Source organism: Streptomyces sp. NPDC048258, from assembly GCF_043201995.1.
Classification (GTDB): domain Bacteria; phylum Actinomycetota; class Actinomycetes; order Streptomycetales; family Streptomycetaceae; genus Streptomyces.
Genome location: NZ_JBICZH010000042.1, coordinates 18,027 through 29,355 on the forward strand (window position 1 = coordinate 18,027; position 11,329 = coordinate 29,355).

General features: G+C 67.9%; 8 protein-coding genes and 1 pseudogene. 4 read left to right on the forward strand and 5 right to left on the reverse strand.

The features are described 5' to 3' along the window. Nucleotides 1-24: 24 nt before the first annotated feature. Both ACGFYQ_RS40665 and ACGFYQ_RS40670 read right to left on the reverse strand, forming a co-directional pair. Nucleotides 25-420 carry a hypothetical protein gene (locus ACGFYQ_RS40665; protein WP_393752207.1) on the reverse strand — a complete coding sequence of 132 codons (396 nt, stop codon included), beginning with the start codon at nt 418-420 and terminating at the stop codon, nt 25-27. 390 nt (nt 421-810) lie between these two features. Beyond that, nucleotides 811-2,979, reverse strand: a complete 2,169-nt coding sequence (locus tag ACGFYQ_RS40670) for an NACHT domain-containing protein (RefSeq protein ID WP_393752209.1) — start codon at nt 2,977-2,979, stop codon at nt 811-813. An 802-nt stretch (nt 2,980-3,781) separates the two neighbouring features. Between ACGFYQ_RS40670 and ACGFYQ_RS40675 the strand changes: the two genes are divergently transcribed. The 4 genes from ACGFYQ_RS40675 (at nt 3,782) to ACGFYQ_RS40690 (ending at nt 7,320) form a co-directional block, all read left to right on the forward strand. Then, nucleotides 3,782-5,032: an MFS transporter gene (locus tag ACGFYQ_RS40675; RefSeq protein WP_393752211.1), complete on the forward strand. Its 1,251-nt coding sequence runs from the start codon at nt 3,782-3,784 to the stop codon at nt 5,030-5,032. A gap of 59 nt (nt 5,033-5,091) precedes the next feature. Beyond that, entirely contained in the window at nt 5,092-5,967 is an 876-nt protein-coding gene (locus ACGFYQ_RS40680) for a DUF6192 family protein (protein ID WP_393752213.1), read from the forward strand. Between the two features lie 2 nt (nt 5,968-5,969). Then, nucleotides 5,970-6,389 carry a RacP protein gene (locus tag ACGFYQ_RS40685; protein ID WP_329316066.1) on the forward strand — a complete coding sequence of 140 codons (420 nt, stop codon included), beginning with the start codon at nt 5,970-5,972 and terminating at the stop codon, nt 6,387-6,389. A 73-nt stretch (nt 6,390-6,462) separates the two neighbouring features. Continuing rightward, nucleotides 6,463-7,320: an IS5 family transposase gene (locus ACGFYQ_RS40690; protein WP_393752216.1), complete on the forward strand. Its 858-nt coding sequence runs from the start codon at nt 6,463-6,465 to the stop codon at nt 7,318-7,320. Nucleotides 7,321-7,447: 127 nt separating this feature from the next. Here the strand turns inward: ACGFYQ_RS40690 and ACGFYQ_RS40695 are convergent. The 3 genes and pseudogenes from ACGFYQ_RS40695 to thrS form a co-directional block, all read right to left on the reverse strand. Next, a pseudogene (locus ACGFYQ_RS40695) lies at nt 7,448-7,822 on the reverse strand (alpha/beta fold hydrolase); the annotation flags it as partial. A gap of 52 nt (nt 7,823-7,874) precedes the next feature. After that, a complete protein-coding gene (locus tag ACGFYQ_RS40700; RefSeq protein WP_393752218.1) occupies nt 7,875-8,378 on the reverse strand; it encodes a hypothetical protein in 504 nt (167 codons plus the stop codon). A gap of 933 nt (nt 8,379-9,311) precedes the next feature. Then, nucleotides 9,312-10,541 (reverse strand): threonine--tRNA ligase, encoded by a 1,230-nt coding sequence (gene thrS / locus ACGFYQ_RS40705; protein WP_393752220.1) that lies wholly within the window; start codon nt 10,539-10,541, stop codon nt 9,312-9,314. Between the last annotated feature and the right edge of the window lie 788 nt (nt 10,542-11,329).

Sequence of the window (11,329 nt, forward strand, 5' to 3'; positions counted from 1 at the left end):
ATCTCCGTACTCCGCGGTGCACTTTCATAAGTACGCCGACAGCCACCGCCCGGGCTCGGGGATCCACGGACGGTAGGTCCGCCGCTTGCCGGCCTTCCACGCGGTCTTCGCCGCGTTCACCGCCCGTCGGGTCGAGCGCGCGCTGCCACGGAAGCCCATCTTCACCAGCTTGTCGTGGACCACGTCGGCGCGGATCGTCCCCTTCGACTGCTCGACCCACTCCTCGATCTTCTCCAGGAACGCGTCGATCATCTTCGGTCGCGGCTCGCGCTCGAACGGGTTCCGCCCGCTGGCACGGGCCTCGACATACCGCTTGACCGTCTTCGGGTCGTGCCCCGTGAGGGCGGCCGCCGACCAGACCGTCTCGGTCAGGTCGTACGCCTCGAATATCTCCATGATCTCTCTGTCAGACTTCGTCACAGGACCTCTTCGACCGATTCGCTGATGCTTCGCAAACACCAGCAAACCGGACGAAGGGGTCTCCCTCGTCTACGGAAGCGATCAGGAACACCGCAGGCCGGACGGCCGTCCACCTGGAATTCTGGTGGCCAGCAGCCGGGACTCAACTGGCCGCACACCTGGACTCTGCCACGGCCGCCGACAAATAGCCGGGGCGACGGAAGAGCGGTCCTTCAGGATTGCTGACACAGGCCGTCCGCCAACTGCTCGCGCGTAGCCCAGAATCACCACGTGCGCTCGTGCGGGCCGGGGCCGTCGGCCCCCATACGGTTGGCGGCGCGCAACCGCTGTTCAGGACCGGAGGAAGATCCTGGGGTCCATCACGGGTCATATGTGACGCGTCGGAGTCGATCACGAAGTCCCTCCGCCGGGCGTCTTGGGTGGCCAGCGCGGGGGGTTCAGGGTGTGACGTCTTGGTGGGGGTCCGGCGAGGTGGCGTTGGAGGTCGAGGTGGCGGAACTGGTACACCGCCCCTACTTGTCGTAGTACGCCGCGGCATTTGTGGGCGTCGGCCAGGAAGGCCATGAAACGCCAGGGCACACGTCCGAGTACTGCCAGTTCGATGCGTGCCGACAGGAAGGCGAGCCACACCGATTTGGCGCGTCCGAACTGCGCGAATCCGATCCCGATAAGAGCTCCGAACGGGAGCCCGAGTATTAGTGCCTCGGTGAACCGCGCTCCAGATAGCCGGGTAAGGAAAGCGATGATGAGACAGCTTACGATCCCGGTTGCGAGCGTGATGGTCCAGAAAGTACGGCGGTCCTGAGCAAGGACCGCGCCTGGTCCCACTGCCTTGTTCAGGTCAGGCTGTAGTGATGTCAGACCGCTCAGGAGCCCGCCCGCGACAATGCCGAGGAGTCCGCCGACGAGGCTGAAATGTCCCACGCTTGGATACGCGAAGAGCCCGAACCCGAGCCCCAATACAGCCGCGGGCGTGAGCGCGCGTACCCAGAAACGTCCTTTCCAGCTCCATCGGATTCCCTCTGTCGGGCTGGGTTCCGGATCAAAGATGAGCAGCACGATTCCCAGCAATCCATATTGCATACCTGCCAGCACTCCAACCGTCGGGTCGGCGAGGAGGCCAAACGTAAGGCCGAACAGGAGTCCGAGTGGCAGCCCGGGGATAAGGGCGAGCGCGAGTGTGGGTAGGGCTTTGTGGAGCTGCCACCAGGCGAGGTCAGGGGTGCCGTGGAGAGTGTGTTCGAGGTGGCGGGCGAGGAAGGTGAGGGTGTGCTCGGCCTGTTTGCCGGTCCATGGGCTGGGATGGCGGTGGTGGGGACTGTAGGCGGCGGGGATGAAGATCCGGAACAGGTGGGCGTCGACATCCCGGCGGGTGGGAAAGCGCGTTTGGTCGAGGAGTTCGTCGGGGTGGGCGAGGCCGGCGGGATGCTCGTCGCCAGGGCGGGGGTTGTAGATGCTGCGGGCCAGGAACAGTCCGAGGGGGGTGCTCAGAGCCTGGGCGGCTGGGGTGCCGGTGCCGAGGGAAGCGGTGACCCGGCCCCAGCGGGCCGCGGCCGCGATGTGGGTGCCGCCAGCGTCCCGTAGCAGGTAGGCAGCTGCCTGTGCGGCGTTGAGCGGGTCGAGTCGGATGCCGGCGGCTCCGTTCAGGAGCATGGGGGTGCCCGCGGGCGGGGTCAGAGCGCTGCGGTACTCGGCGGTGCGGCTGGAGAGCACCAGCGGACGCCCGGGGCGTAGCGCCTGGTTGATGGCATGCAGCGCGCGGGGGCGGGCTGCTTCGGGGAGTTCGTCCAGCCCATCGAGGATAGGCACGATGAGCTGGCCTTCAAGCAGGGCGCGCGCCCAGGTACCTGGACTTGGCTGCGGGGGTCTTGCGGGGGCTGGGTTGTATAGGGCGGGGTGGTCTCGGGCGAGTTGGTCGGCCATCCACGTGTACAGGTCCTGTCGCGCTGGATCCCATGAGGCCAGTGAGAAGAGGGCTGGCACCGGGCCGCCGGGCGGGCGGTGTTCGAGCTGGGTGAGAAGCAGGCGAACGAGCAGCATGGTCTTGCCGGCACCTGGCTCGCCGAGGACCACCAGGCGGCGCGTGGGAACGCGCTCGAAGACCTGTCGGATGTCAGCCCACTTGCCGGCCAGCGCGCCGGGGCTGAGCGCCCACGCGGATGCGTCGTCCGGCAGGTCGTCTGGCTTGGCCTCGGCGAGATTCAGGAGAAGCGGCCACGACTCGACCAGATCCGCGTCGGCCGCCTCCCATTCGAGGGGCAGCGGGTAGGGGTCGTTGAGGCGGCGCACCCGCTCCTCGTTCTCCCACTGCTGGCGTATCCCTTGGGCCAGCTGGTCGACCACATCCTCCAGCCGGGCAGGAGGCGGCCCGCTCGCGCCGACGTTGTGGCGCACGGCGGCGATCACCACTGCGGGCAGCCCCAGCAGAGTGATGAACACGGTGAGTACGGTGTTTAGATGCTCCAACCCGTCATCGCCGAAGTGCACAAGGTACGCGGCTAGAGCGCCCACAACTACTGCCGCGTACAGCAGTCCAGCCCACTTCAGTGAACGTCTCACACCGTGATCATGCGGGATTCCGGAAGGACTCCCGAGGATTGGCGTGGCCAGTGTTCTGGACGCAGTCGCGACGTCCTGGACCCGGTCCTGGCCTGGCCGGGGCGCTGGTCAGCGCGGACTGGGCTGTCGACCGGGGCGGAGTCTTCCGGCACCACTGGCACACATTCCGTGAACGATCTTGCTGGCTCTCCGCCAGCAAGAGGTGCGCACCACCTGCGCTGCGCGGATTGGATGTCACGGGAGGCTGGGTGGCCCCCGAGTCGAGATCGTTCACGGAATGTGTGCCAGAACCCCGTTCTCGCGTCCACAGCCACGCGAGAGGTGGTCAGGCGGCTGCTTGTGTCATCCGGTGCGGGGTGGGGTGGACGTGACTGGGGCTCAGGGGTGGTTGTGGGGTGCCGGATTCTGTACGGCCTGACCGGGATCAGCCGGCGCTGGGCCGGGGCCGAGATTCCGGCGGCTGGCAGTGGGCGGGGTTGTGGGTGCGGTTTCTGCGGGGGAAGGTGTCTGGGTGCCTTCGGCCGCGAGGCGGGCCCGGCGGGGTTCGGGGGCGTCGGCGGGTGTGCGGGGGCCGGTGCCCAGCGTTCTCTCGCATGTTTTACCTGTTGTTTGTGGTTCTCGGGGGAGGCATGGTTCTGCAGCTCATGCCGTATCGGGTGGTGTCTGTTTTCCGCAACAGGTCGGCAAGGACTCTGCGGGCCGTTGTGCCGAAGGGGGTAGCGCCGAGGTAGGGCCAAAGTCGGGGGCACGCGACCTTGGTGCAGCTGCGGCGGGTTCTGCGACCGCTGCTAGCCTGCCGTCCATGATCAAGAGCGGACTGGCAGGCCGAATAGGCCGCATGGCGGGGGACAGCAGGCCGGAGCGCGTGCTGATCGCCGCCAGTTTCGTCAACCGGGTCGGCAACGGTCTGTTCAACGCGGCGTCGGCGCTCTATTTCACCTTGGTCGTGGGCCTGCCCGCGGTGCAGGTCGGCGCCGCACTCACCATCGCGGGGCTGATCGGCTTGTGCGCGGGGATACCCGGAGGGCACCTCGCCGACCGGCGCGGGGCCCGCACGATCATGATGGTGGCCCTCGCGGTCCAGGCACTGTCGATGGCGGCCCTCGTCCTCGTCGAGAGCTGGACCGCGTTCACGATCATCGCGACGGTCGACCAGATCGCCGCGGCGGCCGGTGGGGCGGCCTGGGGCGCTCTGGTGGTCCGGGTCGGGGGTGAACGCCCCGCCCTGTTCCGGGCGAGGTTGCGCACCTTCGTCAACCTGGGCGTCATCCTCGGAACGGTGGGTGCCGGGGCGGCACTGGCCGCGGACACCCGTGGCGCCTACGTCACGCTGATCCTCGGCAACGCGGCGAGCTTCGCCCTGTGCGCGGCGCTCCTGCTCCTCCTGCCCCGCTATCCGGTGCTGCCGGCGCCGCCTCAGCAGCGTCGTTGGATCGCCTTCGCGGACCGCCCGTTCCTGACGTTCACCGCCCTCTACGGAGCCATGGGACTGCAATACCCGGTGGTATCCCTGCTCCTGCCGATCTGGATCTCCGAGCACACCGAAGCGCCGCGCTGGACGATCGCCGCGCTGTTCGCCGTCAATGCCGCCTTCTGCGTGCTGATGCAGACCAGGATCGGCTCCCGTATCGAAACCCCGTACGACGGCGGCAGGGCGTTTCGCATCGCGGGGCTGCTCTTCCTCGTCAGCTGCCCGTTGATGGCGCTGGCGGCGTACACCCCGGTGTGGGCGGCGGCGGGACTGGTCCTGGCAGCGATCTTCGTCCACAGCCTGGCAGAGGTCTGGGAGTCCTCGGCGGGCTTCGCCCTCGGCTTCGGTCTTGCCCCCGGCTACGCCCAGGGCCAGTACCAAGGACTCCTCGGCCTCGGCTTCAACGCGGGCCAGGCCCTTGCCCCGGCCATCCTGACCACGGTGGTGCTCGGCCTCGGCACCACGGGGTGGCTGCTGCTGGCGTCGTTCTTCGCGGCGCTGGGCGCTGCCGGCCCCTCTCTTGCCCGCTGGGGCATGCGGACCCGGCCGCAGCCGGGCGTTGCCGCGGAAGTGACGGGATGACCAAGGAGCAGGTGTGTCAGGCCGCCTGGCCGTAGCCGTCCACGCCGGGGTCCTTCGGCATGATCAAGGCAGCCCGGTTCACTGCCTCACGGTGGCCCAAGGAGCATCGAAAGCCGGAGATCTCGTTCAAGGTCCACCGCGTGCTCGCACACATCGAGGACGCAGAAGAGCGGTTCACCGCGATTTGCACCCCGCCCGAGGGCAAGACCCGCTGGACGGCCGATGCCGCCAACCGCCGGGTCGGCCATCAGGTGGTGAACCCTGTCACGCCGGAGGAGAAGGTCAGCGCGATCCATGCACTGGCCCGCGACGAGCAGGTGGCAGCGGCCGTGACCACCGAGCTCCTGCGCCGGCCGACCGTCGCCGCGCAGGTCAGCGCCGAGGACAGGGTCCGGGTCATCGAGGAACTGACCCGCGATGAGGGAGTCGCCGCGGCGGTCACAGCCGGTCTCCTGCGGCGCCCGGCGGTGACCGCCCAGGTCAGCCGGGAGGACAAAGTTCGGGTCGTGGAAGAGCTGACCCGTGACGAGTCCGTCGCCACCGAAGTCACCACCGGCCTGCTGCGACGCCCGGACGTCGCGTTCAAGGCCATGTCCGATGACCGGGCCCGGCACGAGGTCAATCACGCCCAGGTCGAGCGAGGCCGCCAGGCCCGCGAGCACTTCGAACGCACCAGTCCGGTCGCTCCGGCGGTCCGCAAGATCGAGCGGACCATGGAGTTCATGGACCTGGTCACGGCCTGCCACTCGTTCGTGGCCTCCGCCGGCCGCACCGTTCCCAGGCTGCGGGACCGCCAGCTTGGCGAGGACGAACGCGCCATCATCCACGAGAACGTCGCCCGCGTGAGGGCCACGCTCGACTGGATCGAGACCGCAGTCGACACCGGCAATGTCGACGTCGACGGCGAACTCGCCCGCCTCCTGAGCGGCCAGTAACCATGCCCCGCGCGTCACGGCGCCGGGGCCAGGCCGCAGAGCGGCACGCCGACACACTCCGCTTCATCCTCTTTGAGGCCCGCCCCGCGGGCCTGCTCTTCCACCAGATCGTCGCGGCCAGCGAACTCTCACCCAGCCAAGTACGGGCGGGACTGGCCTGCCTGCGCGACATCATCGCCGCCAACAACTGGCCGCCACTGATCTGGACCAGGGCCGACGGCTACCAGCTCGGAGCCGAACGAGCAGCCCTGGAAGCCTACGAACGATCCGTGATCAACGAGAAGCTCACCGCGTTCCGCCGGTTCATCACCGGCACCGTCGCACCCCACGCGGCCGCCCACCCGGGCGACAAATGGGTCAAGCACATCGTCGCCCAGCTGAACTCCATCGAATCCACCCTCGACCTGATCGCGACCGCCTGACGATTCCCCTCGGGGCGGCGGGGCCGGCCAAGCCGGGCCCGCCGCCCGTTTCGAGGTCACCCGGGAGACCCCGATGCGCGTCCGCCGCTATCCCTCGGACACCACCGACGCCGAGTGGGCCCTGCTCGAACCCCTCCTGCCCACCCCGGCCTGCGAAACCGAGGCCGGCGGGGCCCCGGAGAAACACCCCAGACGGGAGATCGTCGACGCCATTCGCTACGTCGTCGACACGGGTTGCAAGTGGAGAGCCCTCCCCGCCGACTTCCCGCCCTGGCGAACGGTCTGGGGCTTCATGGCCCGCTGGACCGCCGCCGGCGTCATCGGGCAAATCCGTGACCACCTGCGCGGACGCATCCGTCGTGACATGGGCAAGGGCCCCAGAGCGGTGGCCACCGTGATCGACTCCCAGAGCGTCAAAGCCGCTGAGACCGTCGGCAAGGATTCCCGCGGCTACGACGCGGCGAAGAAAATCAACGGCCGCAAACGGCACATCGTCGTAGACACCCGCGGCCTCCCGCTGCTGGTCATGGTCACCCGGGCCGACATGACCGACCGCGACGCCGCCAAGGAAGTCCTCTTCCGACTCCGCCTCATGCACCCCGAAATCACCATCGTCTGGGCCGACTCCGCCTACGCCGGCCAGCTCGTCGACTGGGCCAAACGGCACCTCCGACTCATGATCAAGACTGTCAGCCGCCCCAAGGACGCCTCCGGATTCGTCGTCCTGCCGCGGCGTTGGGTCGTCGAACGCACCCTGGCCTGGCTCATGCACGCCCGCCGACACGCACGCGACTACGAACGCCTCGTCCAGCACAGCGAAGCCCTCATCACCTGGGCCGCCATTACCCTCATGACCCGCCGCATCACCCAGCAGAAGAAGGGACTCTTGCGCCCGCCGACCACCACACCAGCCCTTACTCAGGCAGCCTGAACTTGCCGATACTCAGAGCGCGGCTGGTGGGCAAATCGCCCGGCAGGCCTCGGCAGGCCATGGCCCCTTGCACGGGGCCGGGTCGATAGGGTCGGCCTCTCGCGTGATGGTGCGGTCGCACCAGTCGCACAGCCTGCCGCGCGGGCGGCGATTCCGGCCTCCACGGGCCAGCTGTCCGTGAACGCCTTCCGTCCACCGGGACGTTGGCGTCCACGAATACGACCCGGGCCAGCCGGTCACCGATCCGCTGGGCGGCCTGGCCGACCGGAATGCCCGAGTAGCTGTGGCCGACCAGGACCACCTCGCGGAGGTCGAGGCGCTCGACCTCGTCCGCGATGTCCCGAACGTGGGTCTGCTGTCCGGCCGGCACGCCCTGCCGCTCGGCCAGGCCGGACAGCGTCAGCGGGTGGGCGTTGTGGCCCGCTGCGCGCAGGTGCGCGGCCACCTCTTCCCACGCCCACGCGCCGAGCCATGCGCCTGCCACCAGCACGAAGTTCGCCATGCCCGCACCGTAGCGGGCGGGTCTGCCAGTCCCGGCCCGGCGGAGCTCCCGGTTACGCCTCAGCCACGTCAGCGCAAATGGCATGTGCCCGCAATGTGGTGGCGGGCGCGGCGCTCAGACGCTGGATTCTCACGAACCACCCCGAGCCATCGGCAGTCGGCTGATTGTCAAGAACCTGGAAGGCGTTCTGACCTAGATTGTCATAGTTGAAACCGCCGCCCGTTACGCTCGTCCCCTCGGGGCAATTGGCAGTGACGAAACAGAAGAAGACGTCCTCGGCGCACTGGCTCTCCGCCGGCACGATGATGTAGCCCGTGAGGCCACCGCCGTTTGACGGCGGCGTAGTAGATGCACCGGTTTGATTGCAGTTGACGGTCTGATCACCATGGGAGGTGTTGTTGTCGCCGTTGTTCTGGTGTACCGCACCACAGAGCAGCGGAGAAATCAGACCGGAGAGAATCGGAACCGGATCCTGCGCATGAGCACTACCGGCACCGATGACCGACGCGCCCAACACAGTCGCCAGGGTTGCAGCGATTCCAAGGCCTCGCTTCATGCTAAATCTCCATCATCGGTGTGGATTGCAGATGTGGTGGTCCGTGGACGCACAGCAGTCAACACTTCTCCGACTACTTCCTGCACACCGACATAACCGTCTTCACTCATTCAGCCTCCGTAACGACCCGAAGAAGCCCTCAAGCACTCCGCCAGACTCGAGGCCGCTGAAGGAGGGGGCCGTGCGAAGTGACCCGCCGAGGTGAGGCCGCTACTGCATTGGGTGCGCTGCCCGGTGCTGTTCGCGGGTTCGCTCCCTGCTGCCCCCGGCGCATCTCCGCCGATGTCTCCGCAGTCGCCGGCCCAGCGACCGGCATCGCCGTCTACACCACAACTCCCACTCCAACCCTCGAGACGGGCTGGATGGCAGTCGGCGACACAGTGTGTCCTCGCCGCTGATCGCCGCCATGTATGCCCTGGCCGGCACGCCCGGCCCGACCGACCGGCCCAACTCCTACCCCTACGCCCACCGCCTGAACTTCTGGGACATCGACCGCGGCCGGTCGGCGTCGCCTGCCCCAGCAACACCTACCTGTGCAGAGCGGTCCGCGGCCTACGACGCCCCACCGGCGTCGGCAGCCCCCGTGGCATCCGTGGCCGCCGCTGACCACAGGCCCGACGGCCAAGAGGCGCCCGGCCAGGAAGAGACCCTGGCTGGGCGCCGAGTTGTACCCTTCTCGGCTTTATCGGTTCACCGATGCCATCCGCTGGCGAGTCCGTGCTGACCGCCGGTGGTTGATCAAATACCAGGTCAGGCCACTATTGGCAGCAGATGTCATGGACGGATCAGACACAGGTACTTATGGTCAGTTGAAGAGGCGCTTACCGGCTTGACCAGGTTGGTTGCTCGGCGGACATGTCTTCCACGCGGCAGAGGGAGGGGTGCGGGCCTCCTCCCTCTGCCTTCGGGAGACGTCGAGGTTGACTTCGTCTGCTATGAACGGGTCGCGCCGTCCCACAGTTCGGTGCTGTGGGCATCGTTGAGGGTGCTGATGTGGTTCAGGACGTCGCTGACCGGCTGCGGGCTGAGTCGTCGACCGTCACGCAGACGCAGTGCGACGAGGTTGTCAGCGGCTTCCTTGGCGCCGATGACGGCTTGGTAGGGAACCAGGCGGGCCTCTCGAATGCGGGCGCCCAGACTGCCGCGTTCCGGACCGGCGATTTCAGCACGCAGTCCGAGGTCGGTGCATCGCTGGGCAAGCGCTGCGGCGTTCGGTAGTTCGGTGTCGGAGATCGGGAGGATCGCCAGTTGAGTGGGGGCGAGCCAGGCGGGGAAGGCACCGCCATGTTGTTCGATGAGATGAGCGACGGCTCGCTCCACACTGCCGATGATGCTGCGGTGGACCATGACCGGGCGGTGTTTGGCGCCGTCCGCGCCGATGTAGTGCAGGTCGAACTGCTCGGGCTGGTGGAAGTCGACCTGGACGGTGGACAGGGTGGACTCCCGGCCGGCGCCGTCGGTGACCTGGACGTCGATCTTGGGGCCGTAGAACGCGGCCTCGCCCTCGGCCGCCTCGTAGGACAGGCCAGAGCGGTCGAGGACGTCGGTCAGCAGGGCAGTGGACCGTTGCCACTTCTCGGGCGCGGCGACGTACTTGCCACCGGGGCCGGGGAGGGAGAGCCGGTAGCGGGTCGCGGTGATGCCGAGCGCCTCGTAAGCCCGGCGGATCATCTCCAGCGCGGCCTGCGCCTCCTCGGCGACCTGGTCCAGAGTGCAGAAGATGTGCGCGTCGTTGAGGTGGATGGCCCGGACCCGGGTCAGCCCGCCGAGCACGCCGGAGAGTTCGGAGCGGTACATACCGCCGAGCTCGGCCATGCGCAGGGGCAGTTCGCGGTAGCTGTGGGAGCGGGAGCGGTAGATGACCGCATGGTGAGGGCACAGGCTCGGCCGCAGGACGACTTGCTCGCCGCCGACGTCCATCGGGGGAAACATGTCGTCGCTGTAGTGCGCCCAGTGCCCGGAGATCTCGTACAGCTCGCGCTTGCCGAGCACCGGTGAGTACACGTGCTGGTAGCCCGCTCGCCGCTCGGCGGCGCGGATGTACTCCTCCAGGGTGTGCCTCACGGCCGCGCCGTCGGGCAGCCAGTAGGGCAGTCCGGCGCCGATCAGCGGGTCGGTGTCGAACAGGTTCAGTCCCCGGCCAAGTTTGCGGTGGTCGTGCACGGTGGTCATCGCGGTCTCCTTGCTGGTTGCGGAGCAAGTGACCGGGCCTACGACGAAGCCCCGGGGCACTTGCCCCGGGGCTTCGGATCAGGTCGTCTGTCAGCGCGCCGGGACACTCTCCGGCGTCGTCGTCATGGCAGCGCGCTTCATGTCGATCACCGTAGCAGGGCCCCGGTCACCTGACGGTCATTTTCGGCTGTGGTGCGAGGAGTTCAGGAAGGGACGTCGGACGGGGCCAAGCGGGCCGGCAGACGGTGACAAGATCCCCTTCGTCGTATCTCTCGCCCGGCTCGCATCGCGTCTGGGATCGGGAACAGCCGACGAGACCCCCCGCGTGGGTGTGAATGCCGTGAGGCCGGCGACGGCCGAGCACAGGTCGACCGCGGCGGCCAGTGCGTCCTCGAGGCCGGTTCCGGCGTGATGGTCTTCTGGGCGCGGCGCAACGTGTACGCCGACGACAGGGCGCAGTACAGCCTCGTCGCCGTCGGCCAGGTGGGACCGGTATCCGTACGCCAGAACCGCTTGCGTAGGTGTCTACGAAGAAATCGCAGGAATAGCTGTTACGAGGCCTTGAACCCGTTCGGCGCAGGGGCTGCCGGCGGCAAAGAAGTCGGGCGCCGGTGAGGCGGGACGCTGCGGTCCATGGGCCTCCTGGGTACGGGTCGGACCTGCCGCTTTCGAGGGTCAATGCGGCCTTGACGCATGTCCCTTACAAGGGAGGGTTACGGACATGTCCGTATTAGGCAACACGCGCTGCTTTCGTTGCTTTCAGGCGTGATTCGGGGCCA

Bases quoted from the DNA above. Each gene is read 5' to 3' on its own strand.
- ACGFYQ_RS40700 (WP_393752218.1), bottom strand. From the start codon at position 8,378: ATGAAGCGAGGCCTTGGAATCGCTGCAACCCTGGCGACTGTGTTGGGC.
- ACGFYQ_RS40690 (WP_393752216.1), top strand. From the start codon at position 6,463: ATGCGCGTCCGCCGCTATCCCTCGGACACCACCGACGCCGAGTGGGCC.
- ACGFYQ_RS40685 (WP_329316066.1), top strand. From the start codon at position 5,970: ATGCCCCGCGCGTCACGGCGCCGGGGCCAGGCCGCAGAGCGGCACGCC.
- ACGFYQ_RS40675 (WP_393752211.1), top strand. From the start codon at position 3,782: ATGATCAAGAGCGGACTGGCAGGCCGAATAGGCCGCATGGCGGGGGAC.
- ACGFYQ_RS40680 (WP_393752213.1), top strand. From the start codon at position 5,092: ATGATCAAGGCAGCCCGGTTCACTGCCTCACGGTGGCCCAAGGAGCAT.